Below are 19584 nucleotides of genomic sequence, written 5' to 3'. Positions count from 1 at the left end.
TACCCGTTTTATTCTATCCAATAGTACTCAGGATAGGCCTAAAAACAGTTAAAGATCAGTTGATAACAAAGTATAGGTAAAGTATAGAAGTCTTTTTCACTGTATTTTTGCTTTTCATAGTCGTATCCTTTTTAGAATAAGAATTAAAACAAACGAACAACCAGAACAGTGAAAACATATGGATAATTTGGATAAACTCGATATGGCCATTCTGCGTGAACTGCAGAAAAACGCCCGTATCACTGTCACTGAGCTTGCATCCCGGGTAGGCCTGTCAAAGACACCCTGCCAGATCCGCATGAAGCGGCTTGAAGAACAAGGGTACATTCTGGGCTATATAGCGCTGGTGGATCAAAAAAAACTAGGTACAAAACATGTTGCCTTTGTTCAGGTCTCTCTAAGTGATACTAAGACTCGAGCACTGCAGGCGTTTAATGACGCGGTTCGGGACATTCCTGAAATAGAGCAATGCCATATGATTGCTGCCAACTTCGATTACCTGTTAAAGGTGCGGACAAGAGGCATGGAATCTTACCGGGAAGTACTGGGTGAAAAGATATCATCACTCCCCTATGTCACTCAAACCAGTACCTTTGTAGTGATGGAAGATGTGAAGGATATTGAGTCACAACTACTCTGATGATGAAACAAAGACTCGCTTGAACCGTAAATCTTTAATACTGGCACTAACCGTTGTCCTGATGTGGTCGACGGTTGCTACCGCTTTCAAACTAACACTATCGCTTATCAGCCCTTTGCAGATGCTGTGGATAGCTGTTGCCACCAGCTTCGTGATTCTTTTTACGGCAACGCTGCTGCAAAATAAATTCTCGCTGGCCCGTCAATACATGCAGGAATCACCGGGATATTTTCTTATTCTGGCTCTGCTTAATCCGACCCTATACTATCTGATTCTGTTTGCTGCCTACGATATGTTACCAGCCCAACAGGCCCAGGCGCTGAACTATACCTGGGCCGTAGTGCTCAGCATTATGGCTGTACCTTTTCTTGGGCAGCGATTCACCCTCAAGAACCTGATCAGCATAGTTTTGGCTTATAGCGGTGTGATCGTCATTGCTACTCAAGGTCAGCTTCTGGCTCTTGATTTCAAGAATCCTCTGGGCGTGATGCTCGGCTTGGGAAGCTCTGTTTTCTTTGCGGGTTACTGGATTTTAAATACCCGTAAACCCCGAGATGCGGTGGTCTCTTTGCTGCTATGTTTTGGCCTAAGCTTACCGATACTCAGTGCTCTGATGTTATGGCAGAACGCTTTTATCCTAGTTCCTTGGCAAGCACTCGCCGGGGGTATTTATATCGGCACTTTTGAGATGGGGTTTGCCTTTTTGCTGTGGATGCAAGCGATGCGGATGACCGACAATACCGCTCAGCTCAGTAACCTGGTTTACCTGTCGCCACCATTATCATTGATATTACTGGCAACGATAGCAGATGAGCCGATCATGGCATCAACTGTAATTGGCCTGATTCTGATTATCGGAGGGGTTTTATTCCAGCAGATTCGATTAAAGCCCAGAGGTTTAAAGCACCGCTAATAAGCATAAAAAAACCACTCATGGGAGCGGCTTTTATCATCTGTATACTAAGAGATTACGCGCTTACTTTGGCTTCCATATAGCGGGCATGATCAGCAGCAACACGACAGCCATATACACCAACTTCACCTTTCCAACGCATCCAGGTGACAAAATTACCCACTGCTTCAACCATTTTACTAAATGTAGATTTTGACTCTTTGCCTTGCTCATCAAAATAGCCCATCGCCTGCAGTTCGCCAGCTATACGACGGTCATCACATTCAACACCGGTAAACACCACATTCTTCATTTGTAAGCCCTTTGGCTGATCAAAATTTAGACGTTAGTATAATATCCAATTGTGCGCCGCACAACTCATACAAGTCTTTTCTGATGACCAAAATAGGGTATCAGATCAATAAACCCCCATTTCCAGACCCGCCGCCATGGTCGTACCCAAGGTTTCACATTGATCTAGAAATTGCTCCTGCCATTCTCCCCGACAGACTAAAGGTGGCTGAATCCAGTTCCATCGCAAGCCAGTACAGATCGTTTCAACCGCTCTACAGGTACCAGTACCATCATGCCCTGCACGCACATAAAGAGCGCAAGGCAACCCCTGCTTCTGTTCCAGACAGGGATAGTAACAGCGATCAAAAAAATCTTTCAAAGCACCACTCATATACCCCAGGTTTTCAGTTGTCCCAAGTATAATCCCGTCACAACTGAGAAGGTCTTCCGGGGTCGCTTCCAGAGGCGCTAGCCAGCGACAAGCTACACCCTCGATATCAGGGTGGTTGACTCCATTCACAACAGCCTCAGCCATCAAACGGGTATTTTCAGAGGGAGCATGCGCCACCACCAGCAACTGTTTCATAGACAACTCCTGAAGCCCTCAGTCAGTTGACTATACAATAGCATCAAGTCAGCATAGACAGAGTATACCGCTATAAAAAAACCGCCATGAAGGCGGTTTAACAGAAAAATCAAAACTATCAGAAATAGTAATCCGCTGTCAGCTGAACCATGTCATCCTGCTCAATATTGACTATAGGGTCCTTACTATCTCCGGCATCAAATACGCGGGCATCCAGACTGATTTTCCAGTTTTCACCAAAGCGACTGCTGGCTTCAGCAAAAAGGCTATGGCTTTGATAATCGATGTCATAACCTAAACCTGCCAAAAACTCAGTACTAGCCTCATCATTCAAAGTAATCCGGCTACCAATAAACAGATCATTCTGAAAACTGGCATCGGCGTTTTCACCTCGTTCATCCCAGCCATATTCAGCTAACACACCCAAATCAACAGCGCTTTCAGCTACCCCATAAAAGGTATACTCAACCCCTGCCTGCATCGCAGTATATTGCTCAGCTGATGTGTCACGCCACAGCAATTCCAGCTTCCAGAGCCAGTTCTCGATGGTCGCCTGACCATCAAAACCGATCTGATCCATCTGCTCATAGACGGGCACCAAAATCGGTACAGCGTTATTCACCCCTAATTCAAAGCGAGGATCACGATTAGTACCTTTGAACCAATAAAGGCCGACATCATACAGATCAAAACTCTGACTCCAGCGAACCGCGGTATCAATGTGCTGATCTCCATCATTTGACTCATAACGGGCATTTTCGGTATCAACCACTAAACCACTACGCAGGCGACCATCATTGCCAGCAAAGGTGCGCTCTCTAAATCCTGGCAGTATAAATAGATCAACGATACCCCAGTCTCTCACCAGAGAGAGGTTAACCATCGGCTGACCTAGCTTATCTTCACCATCACTGTCTTCAACAGCGTCGGTCTGATTGATCACATCCACCAAGTGATTAAACTCTGTGACACCCCAAAAAACCCTGCGCAGGCCGGTTCGTAGCTCCCAGTCATCAGCCACATGAATCCAGCTCAGCTCGCGTACATCTCCGTGAGTGCGCTCTTCATCATGCTGATCAACACGGTAGAATGGTGTAAAAGTGACTGTGTCACTACCACCATTCAGCTCCCAGAAGAGTTCAGGCTCAATCGCAAATGAGGTGCCGGTTTGATAATCCTGGCCAGAAAACTTCCCCTCATCAAAGTAGCCACGAAACTCACCCGATAGTTTCCCAGTGGCTTCAAAGAAGACCTCTTCAGCCTGAGCTGTACCACTAAGTAACAGGACCGCTAACCCTGCAGAAAACAGCTGTTTGTTCATCTTATCGAGACCGTTTCAGGGTATTCTTATTAAAGTCAGAGTCATTTAGTCCAGACTGAAACTTGTAGCCAGTCCATTTCAGGTCGGTACTTTTACCATTCTGATGGTTAGTCATTTGCTGCAGATCTGCACGCCAGTATTTACCAAGATATTGTTGGTAACCCTGAAATGTCAGCGTCTTCAGCAAACTGTTTTTACGGTCATAGAACTCAACTTTACTGATACGATATTCATCATGGTCCAACCAGACAACTCTACGAGTGTAACCTGAGTTTTTGTCTACCGGGTACTGTTCTACTACGAAGCATTGCCCCGCTTCACAAGCCTCATCCTGAATATACTTATAGCTATATTTTTCAATTTCGAAAGATGACAGATCTTCAAAAGCGAATTCAGAACCCATAAATGGGCCAGACTTGTTACGCGATGCGATCCGCTTAACTCGTTTCAAGGCAGGTAAATAGAGCCACTGATCATCTGCCCCGACTGGATGCGAGAAACTTAGAAAAGCAGTACCTTTTACATCCCTTGGCTTATCAAAAATAGACAAACTTTTATCGCCATCATTTTCTTGCTCTAGTGATTTGAGACGAATTTCCCGGACACTCTCCTGACCCTGCTTGTTTCGTAACACCATCAACATATCGGCCTGCATATCACCCCAGCCCAGATCACGTTGTTTAGCTTCCTGGGAAATTTCCAGGCCGCGCTCTTCCGGTGTTTGCGCCATCAGCGGTGTACTAACAGCCAAGACCGCAGCCAAAATCAGATTCATAGAACTACTTAACTTCATCAGTCTCTCCTTGCTCAACGGCAATCTTTGTTTCTTCTTTAACGCCATCCAGTTTCATTAACAACGGCGGCAGGAATAAGAAATCTACAATCAGTGCAATCAGAATTGTCAGGGCAGTCAGAAAGCCCATATCCGCATTAATTTTAAAGCTTGATTGCGCCAGTACCATAAAGCCGGCCACCAGCACAAAAGTTGTGATCCATAACGCCCGACCTACACTACCAAAGGCATACTGTACGGCAGCAACACTGTCGGCATTTCTTTCTCGACGTGCATGCAGATACTTGCTCAGAAAGTGGACTGTATCATCCACCACGATTCCCAATGTCATACCTGCCACAACAGACAGACCTAAGCCAACCTGACCGTCAATCAGATACCACATACCAAAGCCCATGGCAGCTGGTGCCAGGTTAGGAATTAGACTGATGAGGCCAAAGCGCACCGAGCGTAACGCGAACCCTAGCAACACTGAGATTAGCACCAGTGCCATCGCTATACCGGACAACATGCTGATAATGTTACGTTGACTGATATGAGCAAACATCAGGTTAGGTCCGGTAATCTGAGCTTCCAGCCCCGGTGCATTGTCGACAAACCAACCCTGAATCCGTGTTTCAAGTAGCACCAATTCATTACTGGTCATGTTCTTAAAGGTACCGACGAGCCTGGTAGAAGACTTATCCACATTTAACTGGTTATTAAGATCCAGCCCATAGGGCAACGACATCTCATACAACAGAAGATACTGCGCAGATAACTCGCGACTCTGTGGCAGACGATAATACTCCGCATCATCCCCGTGCATATTCTTGTTCAAGCGCATTAGCGTATCTGTAATGGTGTTCACATGGTCGGTTTCTGGCTGTGCCCGCAACCACTCAGTGAAATCACCCAGCATTGAAAGATAAGCCGGATCATTGATACCACTGGATTCGCCGCTGTTAACCGAGATTTCCAACTGAGTCATACCGGATAGGTTATCCTGCATAAAATCTGTCGCCTGTCGGAATGGCACAGAGGTATCAAAGTACTTAACAAAGTCGTCATTCAGCTTGTTTTGCGGCAGAAAGACAATCAGGCTGACCATTATCACACTCATCAATGGCAACAATAGTTTACGTTTTCCGGTAACAAACCCCGCCAGCGAACGCATATAGTCACTGTCTTCTTCAGTGCGTACTTTGACCTTGATGGGCAACAACATCAGCAGCGCAGGGAACAGAGTCACTGACAATATAAACGCCAACATTACACCGACTGCCACGATGTTTCCCAGATCACGGAAAGGTGGTGAATCCGAGAAATTCATACTCAGGAAACCGATTGCCGTCGTCACACTGGTTAGCATGATTGGCTGAAAGTTAATCCGCAGACTGTCCATCAATGCCTTTTTCTTCTCAACACCGTGGCGCATTTCGTAGAACATGGTACTTAATATATGAATACAGTCAGCCACCGCCAGGGTCAGAATCATAGTAGGCGCACCCGCAGAAGGGCCGGTTAGATACAATCCCCCCCAACCCGCTAGTCCCATAGCACCCGCAATACTGGCAGCAATGATAACGACTGTAGAAATAGTACCGGTAAAGGTGCGCAGCAGTATCAACATTAACACGATGACCACCCCGAACATGGCGGGAACAAGTGTCGCGTTATCATTCAATGATGCTTCGGCAAAACTGTTATTCATCATGACGATACCTGACAACTTGATCTCCAGGCCAGGATTTTCAGCCATATATTTTTGCTGAATTTCACGCACTTTTTCAACCACTTCAGGCACTTCAGCAACCGGATTCACCCCGGGGAGCTGCACCGTTACATTCACAACGGTGACATGTCCCTGCGCTGAAATCAGCTTACTGAGCATCAAAGGTTCATTCAAAGCGATCGTTTTAATACTCTGTAGCTTTTCAGATGTCAGCTCAACATCTTCCAGCACCAGATCTTCAACGATCATATCGTCTTCTTCAGCCCAGGTGTGCTGGAAGTTGGTAACTGAGTCAACGCGGGTCGAATAGGGTATTTGCCAGGCATCGGTGGTGATCTGACCGACAGCATTCAGCGTTTCTTCTGTAAATACATTGCCATCAGCAGGCGCTATTATAAATGCGACATTATCACTCTTGTTGTAGATATTCTGCATCGACTCATAGGCGATCAGCTGCGGATTATCCGCACTGAAAAACACCCGGTAGTCACTCTTAAATACCAGATTTTTAGCACCAGCTGCAGCACCTACTACTAGCACCAAAGCAGTCAACAACACCCAGATTGGATGTTTGAGGACGAAAACAAATAATTTATCCTTCATACCCTTGCCCATACTGACGAATCGTCATTAATATGTTTTAAAAAACGACGCAAGCGTCGCAGTTTTATTACTCTTCCGCTGCAGCGTAAATAAACACTACAGCGCTTGTTCCTGAGCATCCAGAAGACCTACCTCAGGAGCAAAAACTTCAATTCGAAGCCGGTCCAGTGTTTGCGTGTAATCAAACGCTGAAAATAAAGGTTGCCATTGCAAGCCATCCAACATGAGATTCACATTGGCAAGCAATGCCTGCTCACTCTGCATCTGTGCACGAATGCCGCACTGTTCAAAATCCTTGCTCAACAAGGCAATGGTACCGAACGCTGATGACCAATTGGCAAACGCAATTTGTTCAGGAGCCAGGTTATTCGGGTTATTACACTCACCGTCTGCCAGCGCCTGAGTGATAATACTGATTATGCCGGTGGTCAAACTCGCCTCAAGTTGCAGATGCATCTCACGATTACGCGTCGACGACTTTTCTGTAACCCCTGGTGATTTAGCCGAGATAACCAGCATAAACATCATTGGATACAGACGAGAATAGAGAAGATAAGCAAAATGAATCGCAATAATTCGTTCTCGGGTAGTACCCTCAAACTTTCCGGCACGCATAAACAGCGCCCCAAGAATGCCCATCCCCCTATTACAGAGTCCCAGCAGTAAATCTTCTTTACAGGTGAAATGGCTGTAAACCGTACCTTTGGAAAAAGGCACCTGCTTTACCAGCTTATCCATTGTCAGCCCTTCTACACCCTGCTGCTTAATCAGCAACATCGCAGCATCGAGCAATTCCTTCTCTCGCTCAAACAAGGTGTTTTGATCAATCTGACGTGGGCTCATTCGGGGTTATCTACCTATAATGACGATTCGTCATTATAGGTCTGTTTTTGAACAATGCAAGACTGATCCACGTAATTTTGATGTACTTTTGATGATGTAAGTTGAGATTGAGATTTAATCTAGCATAAGGTTACATTGCTCTAAGCCCTGTTTGATAAGGGCTACAGCAATTTTTATTGAGAACGATAATTTGACGTTTATAAATTTAGGATACGGTATTCAAAAGCAGAGTCCAACAGACCTTAATACAATCAAAGCAGTGGAATACTTTGGTAGAGATTACTGTACAAAAAGAAACGCCATTGGTTAAAAAGCTCATGTCTGCTTAATCCCCTCTTTTTAGGTCTGATTTTGTACTACAGGCTAAAATCGATTTACCCGATAGGGTGACAGATCCATCTTCGTAGTGCTGTTTTGCATCAGCTGAATAACCAGTTCGGCCGCCAAGGCTGCATGAGTCAACCCCAGGTGTTGATTTCCAAAGGAAAACAGCAGCTGCGGGCACTGGGGATGTCTATCAATAACAGGCAATGAATCTGGCAGGGTTGGCCGATGCCCCATCCATTCAGTAATGTTCAAAGATGGATTATTCAGTTCAGGCAACAACTTATAACTATTGTGACGCAAAATATTAAAACAGTGTTTAAACGGCCCTAGTTTCAGACCTCCCAACTGAGTAATACCCACGACTCTCAGTCCGCTATCCAGCGGCCCCATGACGAACTTTCGCTCTGCCGAGCCGATCGAGTGATTCAGCATGACCCCGGCTTCTGGAATCGTCAGGTGGTAACCCCGCTCAGCCTCAAGGGGTACATGTAACCCAACCCCTTCCAACAGTTTTTTACTCCAGGCACCTGCACAGACAATTACCTTTTCAAATGAGTAAGGTTCTGTTTCGGTGCCGGTCTTAACTTCTATCTGACTTTCTATTTTGCTTCCGGCCTTAAGGGAAGACTGACCAGTACCGGGCGTAATCTGTTTAACTTCCTCCTGAATAAACGTCCCCCCACGGGCCATGAAAGAACTAAACAGTAATTTGCATAATTCATAGGGCTCACGAACCCGACAAGCTTCTGGAAAATGGAGCGCATGACTGACGGTTTCTTTCAGCGCAGGTTCCAATTCAACCAATCGCTCTCCCTGAACCAATTCAGTTACTATCCCGTTTTCACTCAACCAGCGCTGTTGTTTCAACGCTTCATCTAGCTTCGAAGACGACTCCCAGACCAATAGATAACCCGATTTAACAATCTGTTCACTGGCACCAATATCATCCAGACAGCGCTGCCACGCACCTATAGAATTTTGGTTCAATTGAATCAATCCATGACGGCTACTGGCAAGGGATTCAGGTTTAGCTGCTTTTATAAATTTGACCAACCAGGGAGCTATATTTATCAGGTACTGTAATGGCAACGACAGAGGCCCATTTGGGTTCAACCAAAGCGTCAGCGCAGAGCGTAAAGTTTTAGGAGTAGATAGAGGCTCTATTAACTCCGTCGCCAGAAAACCGGCATTACCGAAAGAAGCACCCAGACCCGGTTCATCTCGATCAAACAAAGTTACCCGGTAACCATTTCGCTGCGCTTCAAGGGCGGTACAAAGCCCAATGATGCCCGAACCAATGACCCCTAAGGAAGCCTTAACCTCTTTACCCTTTTGACCAAATTCAGTGTGCAGCATTCAAATACCCTCATATCATAATCTTACGCCGGCAGTGACTGCTGATAGGCCAGAACCGCAGCCGCTAGGTCTTCTCTGGAATCACCCACAGATTTAAACAGTGTTATCGCGTTTTGAGGATCATTCAGAGCTTGTCTACCTTTGTGCTCACCCCGACAAAGCTGGGTAAACTCAGCGATGATACTGTCTTTAGTGATAGCACCTTCTCGGATCGGAATAATCAGATCACCAGTTTCACTCAAAGCTCCTGCCCGAACATCCACAAATACACTGCACCGCTGCATAGCCGTGTTATCGGTTTCACGCATAACAGGCGTAAAACTACCCACAAGATCGAGATGAGCGCCGGGTTTTAACCATTCACCTTTAATCAAAGGCGAAGTCGACATAGTGGCGCAGCTGACTATATCGACGTTGCGAGCCGCTACTTCCAACTGATTCAGCGGACATACCTCAGCATCCACTCCATCCGCTTTAAGCTCTGCCACTAATTCAGCGGCAGCTAACTCATTTCGGTTCCAGACCCGGACTTTATTAATCGGCCGTACGCTCATATGTGCAGGTATCAGATAGCGGCTCATACGCCCAGCGCCAACCATCAATAACTCAGAGGCATTTTCTTTAGACAGATACTCGGATGCCATTGCCGATGCTGCAGCCGTTCGTAAGGCGGTTAACTCGTTAGCATCAAGCTGGGCTAAAGGCTGGCCTGTCTTCCCGGAAGACAACATATAGTTACTGTTTAACCCGGGAAACCCTCGATTGTTATTGCCAGGAAAAACATTAACCATTTTAACGCCCAGATACTCCCCTTCCAGCCATGCTGGCATTAACAATAAAGTCGCTTCAGGATCATTCGGAACGTTGATGCTATGATGATGGCGAACCGGCGCACATACATCTTTAGTAAAAATATCATTCAGTGCTTCGATCAGTCGATCCCAGGGCAGTGCCTCACGGATCTGAATAGCATTCAATTGCATAACGGTTTCTCTTATAATCCGGTTTTAAGTAATCTTAGCTGGTAATAACGCAGAGCAGTTGACTGAGGCTACTAAGCTTTTGACTCAGACTCTGGTGCATCTTGTTTTAATCTGGATAGTCAGCCTATGAAAGAGAGCCAGGCACGCCGTAATCTAATTGCTCGTCAGAGTGGCGAGCACTTGCACGACTTCGCTCAGATCCTGATTGGCTTGAACGGCAAGATGGAATGTGAATTTGTCAAAGAGAGTGGGCAGATATCATCAGGAACCCTGGCGATAGTCCCTGACAGCGAGAAACACCTTTTCTGTGGCTTAAATGATAATAGTGAGCTGTTAGTCATTGATCTTGCCCCCTTCGACCCCTATATCCAGGCGTTGGAACAAAGCTGCAATATTTCATTCAAAGACACTATTTTACAAAGTCCCGAATTCATTACGCTCTCCCCTGAATTGTTACCGCTGTTAGACTTTGCTGCCAATCAGCTGGCTAAGGGAGATCATCTGATCAATCAGCAAAGTCGATACCAGATTAACTGTCAGCTAATTACACTTTTTATAACCCAGTTATGCCAGCAATACTCATCAACTACGGTGATAGAGAGTAGTCATCGTCGACTCAACAGAAGCGTACTAAACAGTTACATTGATCAGCGTCTTTCAACTCCACCAAACAACCTCGAACTAGCTAACGCCCTAAACCTGAGTGAAAGTCATTTTTATTATCTATGCCAGAAGGAACTACGCCAGACACCTCAACAATATATCATGTCACGTCGCATGAACCGAGCGCGCTACCTATTGCAAAACAGCGATATCCTGCCCGGAATACTGGCGGATGAGCTGGGTTTTTCAGACACCTCTAGTTTCTCCCGAGCGTTTAAACGATACTTCAACATCACTCCCGGTAACGCCCGAAAAATGACAAGCTAGTACCTATTAAGACTCAAGCCTTCACTGCTGCTAGAAGGTTCTCAATCCAGTCTGCACTTTCCGGATACTGATCCGCTAACAGCACAAATTCCTGCCCCCGGGCTACAGCGCTTAACAGGCAATGGGAATGGTCCTGCTGCCACCGTTCAGCTTTTGAGTGGTAGCTAAGCGGTTGACGATCTTCAGGATAAAACCATTTCGGTAGTTGCCACTGACTGGGTTTATCTGAACTTGTTTGAGTCAGTTGCAAACGGGGATCAAACCGATCGAAGATTCCACTTCCTGAAATTTCCTCCAACCCTGCCAGTGACAGATAATTACGGGCCAGATACAAGGTATTACCCTTATCGGGTTCGCCATGCAGATGGGGATGATACTTCAGCCATGGATAGGAATCGTTATCCAGACTATCAACATGCAAAATTTCATCGATCTGCAACCAACCCCAAATAATATGCTTAGGTTTACTTCCAGGAACAAAACGCCAACGGCGATTACTAATTTCAGCATCTCGGAACAGGCCAAAAAACAGAAACAGGTCGCCGGACTCAACCCCCTGTTTGTGAAGATGCCCCTGAGCTGAGCCGTGCTGTCCCAACACAGGCCGCCAGCCAGGTAATCTGGGAAGGTGTCCGGCGTTAAGATCGGGATCAAGATGCGCACCGCTGCTGCCTTTGATCTTTGATCGGGTTAGCTGCGAAACCAACCTGCCGGGATTGACACCCTCCAACTGCAGATCCCGATAACTGATTTTCGACCTTAAGTCAGGAATCGGCAACGTCAGCAATCGCCCATCGGGTAAAATAGGACTGGGACATCCTCCCGAAGAGGAATCAAACCCTTTACGACTGAATATAATACGCATACAGCCCTACAGATGGTTAATCTTGATCCAGACCAGAGTGCCGGGACTTAATTGATAACGGCCTTCCTGAGAGCCGTTGGGGGATTCTTCATCCAGAGGACGGCGACGCAACCAGCACCCGGCGCCATAACCCTGCCCCTCTTCTCGCAGTTCACCGCTAATAACGTACAGTTCAAGGCCATTTTGCGCTTCAGCAAGGGAGGTTTCAGTTTCGGCACGACTGCGTAGCATAAACACCTGCTCATCTTTGTGCCGATGCAGATCCAATTGTTCGAGCGTGTCATTAACCCGACGCCACTGCTCATTATTAGTCTGAATAGCCAGATGAACTGAATCATCGGATTGAAACTGATGCAATTTAACCAGAATCGTACAGCCGCCCTGACTAAAAGGGGCATGACTAAAACCTTCAGGGTTACGGAAATAGGTGCCGGCATTATAGTCGCCAGTCTGGTCAGAAAAAACACCATCCAGTACTAGAATTTCCTCTCCTTTTGGATGCCCGTGAGATGAAAAGGAAGCCCCCGGGTCATAACGAACAATACTGGTCGCATGACCCTGTTCTGCATCCTCTCTGGCCAATGGTTTGCGCCAGACCCCTGACATTGGACTGGCAACCCATTCACGGTTATGGGTATCAATGGAAACTGATTGGGTAAAATCCATATTCAACATAAAAACTCCAGCAGGCTTTCTTCAAACGTCAATGTCATAAAAATTCATCTAATTATTGCCTTTCTAGCACATAAATTCCTCTCTGCAATATTCGCTACGGATAATAACAAGAATAAGCACTATATTTACCCTATTTGGTGACTTCTCCCCTCGGTTAAACTTGACTCCGCAACCCACCAGCGTCACATTGAATATTAATTCTGAACAATTATCTGGTTAGTAGACAATGCACCATCTGAATACCCATGAAATCATTAAGCAACTTGCCGATCTAACCAGTGCACTGACGACCGAAAAAAACCATATTCTGCTGCTGGATAGAATTATCCTTGGCTGTATGCAGCTAACTAACGCGGATGGCGGCACCCTATATACCCTTGAAGAAGGTAATTCTAACGAATTACATTTCACAATCCTTCATAACCGCTCACTCGGAATACATCGTAAACCCAGAGACCTGCCAACCGTCGAAATTTTCAACACGCAGAAGCAGGTTTCAAACTTAGTCGTAGCACAAGCTTTTGCATTACAAAAAACAATCAATATTCCTGATGCTTACTGTTCGGACAAGTATGATTTTTCCGGCACTCGTAAGTTTGATGTACAGCTAAGTTATCGTTCGAAGTCATTTCTCTGTGTGCCACTACAGGACCATGAAGGGGAAATTATCGGAGTACTGCAGTTAATCAACGCGATGGACAAAGATAACAATGTCATTGCATTCCCCAAAGATCAGCAGCATCTGGTCGAGTCGTTGGCCTCTCTTGCAGCCACGGTATTGACTAAACGACGTCTGATTGATGCCCAGAAAGAACTGTTTGAATCTTTTATTAAATTAATGGGCCGCGCAATCGACCACAAATCCCCCGTAACAGGGAAACATTGTGAACAGGTTCCTGAAATTGCAATGCTACTTGCCAATGCAGTTAACAGTAGCCTGGATAAACGATTTCTTGATACACAGTTCAGCGAACAAGAGATGTATGAGCTACGCATATCGGCTTGGTTGCACGACTGTGGAAAAATAACGTCTCCCGAGTACATTATCGATAAAGCAACCAAACTGCATACGATGTTTGATCGTATAGAGTTGGTTATATCACGCTTCCGCGAATACAAGCTCCAACTACAACTCAACCACCTAAGAAGCGCTCAGTCACTTACCGATAATGATCTTGCACAAGCGGATAAACAGCTCCAAGCAGATTGTGTTCAGGTCGATAGGGATATCGCATTCCTACGCCAAAGCAATACCGGAACTGAATTTATGGCCGATGCCGATGTTGAGAGGATTATACAAATATCTGCTATTAGCTGGACTGATGATGAAGGAAATCTTCGCCAACTGCTCACAAAAGATGAAACAGAAAATCTCTGTATTCGCAAAGGGACGTTGTTGCAAAATGAAATCCAGGTGATGCGCGACCATATTAAAGTAACAATCGATATGCTGGAGTCACTCCCTTACCCTAAATACCTGTCGCAAGTACCTGAAATAGCTTGTAACCACCATGAAAGCTTAAATGGTAGCGGCTACCCGAGAGGCTTAAAAGGAGACCAGATTTCATTGCGTGCACGAATTATGTGTATTGCGGACATTTTCGAAGCACTCACTTCACCTGACAGACCCTATAAAAAGGGAATGCTGTTATCGGAAGCGATGAATATTATCGGTCGTATGGTTAAAGAAAATCATCTGGATGCTGACCTGTTCAACGTATTTGTTAACAGTGGGGCCTATCTGGAATATGCTCACAGTCATATGGCCCCTCGTCAGATCGATACTGTAGACCTGTCAAAGCTTCCTGGCTTGAAGAAACGCAAACCTCCATACTTATTAGACTAGCCCGTTCAGCTTAACCCTATATTCCTCTACCCTAGATCGCTATAGAAACTTCGACGTTCTACTTTTCCAGATGACTAAACACTGCGGTCCACTCTGGTCCCGGGTCATTCTCCTGGAACGCAGTAATTCTGTTCAGATACAGCTCAGCCGTTCGGTCATTCGGATACCAGACTAACCATAACTTAAACAGTTCTTGTGCTTCCTGCCACTGACACTGACGATACAAAGTCACCCCTTTGTTAAACTGATCAACCTGTTCAGTTAAATCCGAAGCAGTGGCTCCTGTTATTAACATCGGCTGGAACAGTTCAACTGCTTCATGGCGACCTTTCACTTTTACCCGATCAATCTGCCGATACAAATAACTAGGCAACCGTGAGTGCATATCACCACTCACCAGTAACGGACAACCATAGTATTTGGTCAACCCTTCGAGCCGGGAAGCCAGATTAACGGCGTCTCCCATCACTGTATAAGCCATACGGAACTCTGACCCCATATTACCGACACTCATAGTGCCTGAATGCACACCTATCCCGATCTCAATCTCAGGCAGGCCTTCCTCAACAAGACGTTTATTCAGGCCCGGTAGCTGTTGCAGCATCTGCAGTGCTGAATCCAGTCCATGTAACGAATGGTCATCATCATTTAACGGAGCACCCCAGAATGCCATCACAGCATCACCAATATATTTATCAACAGTGCCCCGTTGCTGATGAATGATTCGAGTCATCTCCGTTAGGTAAATATTCATCATACGGGTGAGCTGCTGTGGTGTTAGCTGCTCTGAAATCCGGGTGAATCCCCTGACATCAGAGAACATTATGGTCATGTCTCTATTTTCACCGCTAAGTTGCACACCCTCGTCCTGACGACCTAGCTCCAGTACGACCTCAGGTGGAATATACTGACCAAACTGACCTGCCAACTGCTGAATATTCCGGGCTTCAAAGAAATACCCAGTTGTTTGCTGAAACAGATAAAGAAGTAGTACTAACAACAAGCTATAGCCTATTGGGATTACCCAAAAAAGGCTCTGCCATGCATATAGATTGAAGCCTATAAGAGATGCGGTCCAAATCACTGTAATCAGCGTAGAGAAAGCTACAGATGTACGCGGAATTAGAATTGATAGAAGCAAGCCACTGATAATCAGCTGAACAATCTCTACTCCCCGTGTATAGTCCGGCTCACTGAATATCCGATCGTCCAGCAGTCCAGAGAGAATATTCGCATGAACCTCCACTCCAGGATAACGACTACTCATAGGGGTTACCCGAAGGTCCAGCAAGCCGGCAGCACTGGTTCCGATCAGTACAATGGCTCCTTCCAGCTGAGCGGCATCAGCTTTGCCAGTAATCACATCGGTCGCAGAAACATAAGGAAAGCTGCCCTGCCCTCCCCTATAAGGCACCAGTAAAGCGCCCGTCTGATCTACCGGAATTGACTGCCCGGCGGCCCGAATCGATACTAACGCCTGATGCTCTCCTGTCATATCAGACTCGAATTCAGGCTTCACTTGTTGCTCATCGAAGAGTGTGAGCCACATCGACAGAGCTAAAGAGGGATAATACTCACCATGATACCGTTGCAACAACGATACCCTTCGGTAAACACCGTCACTATCGACCATCGGGTTATCAAAAAAACCACTGTGCAGTTGCTGACTCTGCAAGGCATCTACGCTGGCAATTAGCCCATTGGCTTCAGGGATTGGTTGTAGATCAAGTGTAGGATTAACGCTAATGACAGCGGTTCCCGGATCGCCCACTAATAACTCACGTCTGCTCCGATCAAACAGATATCCCAGCACCACCGGCCTTTCGCGAATAGCATCCGCCAAACGCTGATCTGGATCTAACTGCTGTAAAATCGATTTCAGATCCAGCACCTGTTTTGAATTAAAGACTAAGTCTTTCAGCTGCTCCAGATCGACACTACTATCTGACTCTGAAAAGACCATATCGAAGCCCGCAATAGCAATACCATAACGATCAAACAGTTGATCTAACAGAAGTGCCAGCTTGGCTCTGTTCCAGGGCCAACGCCCCTGTTCAGCAAGACTTTTCTCATCCACATCCACAATCACGATACGAGGGTCCTGGTCTTCCTTGAGGAATCGTATTAACCGCATATCATAGAGGTCATACTCGAAACGCTGTAACAACGCGGGTCGATTATCCTGGATAACCGGAACCAACATCATCACAGTCAAGAGTAATCCCAATAATGTACGGATTTTACGTTGTTTCATACGTTGCTCCAGCAACAGCAGTATTGAGCTTTATTGAGAGTAGAACATCTTATCTAGTTTAATCATATCCTTAGAGTTGATAACAACGAGTGTGAAACCTCTCATTATCAGCACTGAAGCGATCAAACCGCTATAAGCAGGTTACCGCCTGTGATATAAAAGTATGATTAACGAGACTTATAATAAGACTTTTTCAAATCGACGGAGACAGATGTGAAAATAGAGGTTCTAGGATGTAGCGGGGGTATCGGTCAGGGACTAAAAACCACCACCTTTCTTATCGACGATTCTCTATTACTAGATGCTGGAACCGGCGTTGAACTGCTAACGATGGAACGGATGTTAAACATTCGCGATATTATCATTACCCATGCCCATCTGGATCATATTATCGGGCTACCCCTGATGCTGGCGACAATATTTGATCTCCACCAAAGACCGATCAATATCTACGCTCTACCTGAAGTCATATCCGCACTCAAACAGCATATTTTTAATTGGACGATCTGGCCCGATTATACTGTTTTACCCGAAGAACGACCCATTATTAATATGCACAGTGTGAATATCGGTGAGACACTGTTAATACAGAAGAAAAAGATAGAAGTCATACCTGCGCAACATCCAACCCCCACAGCAGGTTATCTGGTCAGTGATGGTCAACACAGCTTTGCTTTCACAGGAGATAGCGGGATCAATGATGCTCTTTGGTCAATTCTTAACAGCCGAAAGCCTGACCTGCTGATTATAGATGTATCATTTACTGACGAGTCAGAAGAACTGGCTCGCCTCAGTGGTCATCTGACACCATCATTGCTTGCACAACAGATCCAGCAATTAAGAATAGATCCTCGCATAGCGATCACGCACCTGAAACCAGGTATTGAAGATATTATTATGCAGCAATGCCATCAGCTACTTCCGCAACATCAGATCGACCGACTTAACCATGGAGAAGTGATCAATCTGATCTGAAATCGGCTGACATTTATGGAGCTGGACCGCTACTATCAAGCAGCACTGTACCCGTCAGGGTAATATCCTGATTAACCGGACTACTTCCAGTTGCCCCATAGCTGGTGATCGCACCATCAGCCTGAGCACCCACCAAATCAAACGTCATTTGACCGCTCATAGTCGTATCGTTCACACCGACAGAGCAATTACCGCCACTACAGACTCCCGTAAGCTGCATCTCCCCCCCCTGAAGAACATCGTTCAGAGTAGTTGTCACACCAGACTGTTCAGTAAGCTGGTAATTACGAATGCCAGCACCATCGTTCACATTGGCTATCAAACTAACCTGCTCAATTTCCAGAGAATCCCAATTCATCATCACATAGCTGCCGGCATAGAGGCGGCCTGCTGGTGTGGCTCCTACTCCATATCCCACCAGCGCACCAGTAGCACCAGTATCGACTTCAGGAGCTGTTAAATTAGTAGAACCGGTACTGTAGGTATATAAATAGGAACCGCTGCGAGCGGTTTCCAATACGTCTAGCCGCGCCTGTGTAGTCAGGCTATCGGTGTACATAAAGTGAAAAGTATTTTCTAAAGCTTGAGCAGTACCGTTCTCGGTTAGTCCAAAACCAGAGTTCCACCGCCCCCAGCTTAGCTTTGCCCCACCTAACGTCAGATTGCCAACGCCAGTAACAAATCCAACATTATTTCCCCCTGTAAACTCGCAGGGGGAACAAGCGTTAGCAGTCGTATTTGGTTTAGAGTCTATGAAACTGATACCGGTCACCAGATCACCAGTACCTGTTGAACTATCAACATTTATAGCTGAACTACTATTCACCAATACAGACCCACTCCCCGCTCTTCGCCCACTCGCGAGGTTATTTTCCGTAAAAGCAACGGCCGTAAGTGCCCCTGCTGGGCTAGCGCTCCCGATGCCAGTTGGGTCAGGAGCCACTACCTGTTGTGTCTGAGGTGTTGCTGATTGAGATGAATCAATATCGATTCCCTCAAGCTCGGGATCAGCAGCAGGAATAACGCCTGTGTCATCTGAAATAGCATCTAGTTTGTCGGCCGTCGATCCGGGACCGGTCTGACGCCGAGTTTGTAAAACATAGTCTCCAGTTTGCCCTGTTGCGTCCCCTTTTATGATATTGCCGTTATTGCTCAACCAGGCTCCTTCTCCGGCACTCACCACTACACTTTTCTTCTTAGTCGTTACCTCAATAGCTCCCTCAATGGTTTCACAATAGATACCTTCATCTATGTATTCGACACCGTAATGGGTACCCCGAATACCAATAGTCGCTACGGTTGTTTCCAACCTATAATTTTCTTTTTGAGATTTACCAATCTGGCCTGAAATCGTACGCATCCCTCCCTTTAACAACTGAAAAATCGCCTTTCCCTCTTCTGGTTGCTTCTCATCAAAATTGTACTCAGCAATACGAAACTCTGTAGATGGTTTTAAAGCCAACCTAGAGCCATCACTGAAACGTAACTGTAACAGCCCTTTTTCCCCTGTTTTCAACAGGTCATTGGCATACACTTCTGACTGACGTTTCAATACCCGCTCACTACCATCAGCTGCTATGGCTATATTCTCACCCATACTTAAAATCACACTGCCAACAACTTCTGCCGCCGACAGCAAGCCCGAGCTAAGCAGTAATATGCACGTCAATAACAGAGATCTCATACC

17 protein-coding genes are annotated in these 19584 nt (G+C 46.0%); 5 read left to right on the top strand and 12 right to left on the bottom strand.

The genetic code is table 11. The features are described from left to right. The first annotated feature begins 178 nt into the window (after window positions 1-178). Both QZZ54_RS02930 and QZZ54_RS02925 read left to right on the top strand, forming a co-directional pair. Window positions 179-640, top strand: a complete 462-nt coding sequence (locus QZZ54_RS02930) for an Lrp/AsnC ligand binding domain-containing protein (RefSeq protein ID WP_290698337.1) — start codon at window positions 179-181, stop codon at window positions 638-640. Next, window positions 621-1553 carry a DMT family transporter gene (locus QZZ54_RS02925; RefSeq protein WP_290698334.1) on the top strand — a complete coding sequence of 311 codons (933 nt, stop codon included), beginning with the start codon at window positions 621-623 and terminating at the stop codon, window positions 1551-1553. Before QZZ54_RS02930 ends, QZZ54_RS02925 begins: the two co-directional genes overlap by 20 nt. A gap of 55 nt (window positions 1554-1608) precedes the next feature. Here the strand turns inward: QZZ54_RS02925 and QZZ54_RS02920 are convergent, their stop codons facing one another. The 8 genes from QZZ54_RS02920 to QZZ54_RS02885 form a co-directional block, all read right to left on the bottom strand. Beyond that, window positions 1609-1845 (bottom strand): hypothetical protein, encoded by a 237-nt coding sequence (locus QZZ54_RS02920; protein ID WP_290698331.1) that lies wholly within the window; start codon window positions 1843-1845, stop codon window positions 1609-1611. A 105-nt stretch (window positions 1846-1950) separates the two neighbouring features. Further along, the gene (locus QZZ54_RS02915; protein ID WP_290698327.1) at window positions 1951-2412 is read right to left on the bottom strand and encodes an NAD(P)H-dependent oxidoreductase; all 462 of its coding nucleotides are present in this window, start codon (window positions 2410-2412) and stop codon (window positions 1951-1953) included. A 118-nt stretch (window positions 2413-2530) separates the two neighbouring features. Continuing rightward, window positions 2531-3733: a hypothetical protein gene (locus tag QZZ54_RS02910; protein ID WP_290698324.1), complete on the bottom strand. Its 1203-nt coding sequence runs from the start codon at window positions 3731-3733 to the stop codon at window positions 2531-2533. 1 nt (window position 3734) lies between these two features. Next, window positions 3735-4526 (bottom strand): outer membrane lipoprotein-sorting protein, encoded by a 792-nt coding sequence (locus QZZ54_RS02905; RefSeq protein ID WP_290698322.1) that lies wholly within the window; start codon window positions 4524-4526, stop codon window positions 3735-3737. Then, a complete protein-coding gene (locus tag QZZ54_RS02900; RefSeq protein ID WP_290698320.1) occupies window positions 4513-6843 on the bottom strand; it encodes an MMPL family transporter in 2331 nt (776 codons plus the stop codon). The genes QZZ54_RS02905 and QZZ54_RS02900 overlap by 14 nt, the downstream gene beginning before the upstream one ends. Window positions 6844-6939: 96 nt before the next feature. Then, window positions 6940-7686: a TetR/AcrR family transcriptional regulator gene (locus QZZ54_RS02895; RefSeq protein ID WP_290698318.1), complete on the bottom strand. Its 747-nt coding sequence runs from the start codon at window positions 7684-7686 to the stop codon at window positions 6940-6942. A gap of 363 nt (window positions 7687-8049) precedes the next feature. After that, entirely contained in the window at window positions 8050-9369 is a 1320-nt protein-coding gene (locus QZZ54_RS02890; RefSeq protein ID WP_290698316.1) for an FAD-binding oxidoreductase, read from the bottom strand. Between the two features lie 23 nt (window positions 9370-9392). Next, entirely contained in the window at window positions 9393-10352 is a 960-nt protein-coding gene (locus tag QZZ54_RS02885) for an ornithine cyclodeaminase family protein (RefSeq protein ID WP_290698313.1), read from the bottom strand. Window positions 10353-10478: 126 nt separating this feature from the next. On the opposite strand from QZZ54_RS02885, the gene QZZ54_RS02880 reads away from it, so the two are divergent. Next, on the top strand, window positions 10479-11282 hold the full coding sequence (locus tag QZZ54_RS02880; RefSeq protein ID WP_290698310.1) for an AraC family transcriptional regulator: 804 nt from the start codon (window positions 10479-10481) through the stop codon (window positions 11280-11282). A 13-nt stretch (window positions 11283-11295) separates the two neighbouring features. Here QZZ54_RS02880 and QZZ54_RS02875 read toward each other — a convergent pair whose 3' ends face one another. Together QZZ54_RS02875 and QZZ54_RS02870 are read right to left on the bottom strand one after the other, a co-directional pair. Continuing rightward, the gene (locus tag QZZ54_RS02875) at window positions 11296-12147 is read right to left on the bottom strand and encodes a hypothetical protein (protein ID WP_290698307.1); all 852 of its coding nucleotides are present in this window, start codon (window positions 12145-12147) and stop codon (window positions 11296-11298) included. A gap of 6 nt (window positions 12148-12153) precedes the next feature. Further along, window positions 12154-12822 (bottom strand): cupin domain-containing protein, encoded by a 669-nt coding sequence (locus QZZ54_RS02870; protein ID WP_290698304.1) that lies wholly within the window; start codon window positions 12820-12822, stop codon window positions 12154-12156. 226 nt (window positions 12823-13048) lie between these two features. Here QZZ54_RS02870 and QZZ54_RS02865 point away from each other — a divergent pair, with 226 nt between their 5' ends. Continuing rightward, complete coding sequence (locus QZZ54_RS02865; protein WP_290698301.1) at window positions 13049-14668, top strand: HD domain-containing phosphohydrolase; 1620 nt, start codon at window positions 13049-13051, stop codon at window positions 14666-14668. Between the two features lie 58 nt (window positions 14669-14726). Here the strand turns inward: QZZ54_RS02865 and QZZ54_RS02860 are convergent, their stop codons facing one another. Then, window positions 14727-16922, bottom strand: coding sequence for an adenylate/guanylate cyclase domain-containing protein (locus QZZ54_RS02860; protein WP_290698299.1), 2196 nt, complete (start codon window positions 16920-16922; stop codon window positions 14727-14729). 213 nt (window positions 16923-17135) lie between these two features. Here QZZ54_RS02860 and QZZ54_RS02855 point away from each other — a divergent pair, with 213 nt between their 5' ends. Next, on the top strand, window positions 17136-17897 hold the full coding sequence (locus QZZ54_RS02855; RefSeq protein WP_290698297.1) for a 3',5'-cyclic-nucleotide phosphodiesterase: 762 nt from the start codon (window positions 17136-17138) through the stop codon (window positions 17895-17897). Between the two features lie 13 nt (window positions 17898-17910). On the opposite strand, the gene QZZ54_RS02850 is transcribed toward QZZ54_RS02855, so the two are convergent. Next, entirely contained in the window at window positions 17911-19581 is a 1671-nt protein-coding gene (locus QZZ54_RS02850; RefSeq protein ID WP_290698295.1) for a FecR domain-containing protein, read from the bottom strand. Between the last annotated feature and the right edge of the window lie 3 nt (window positions 19582-19584).

The sequence above is a fragment of the Amphritea sp. genome (assembly GCF_016744155.1).
Taxonomy (GTDB): Bacteria; Pseudomonadota; Gammaproteobacteria; order Pseudomonadales; family Balneatricaceae; genus Amphritea.
Note: the sequence above shows the minus strand (reverse complement) of the source record. Positions and strands in the feature narration are given on the sequence as shown.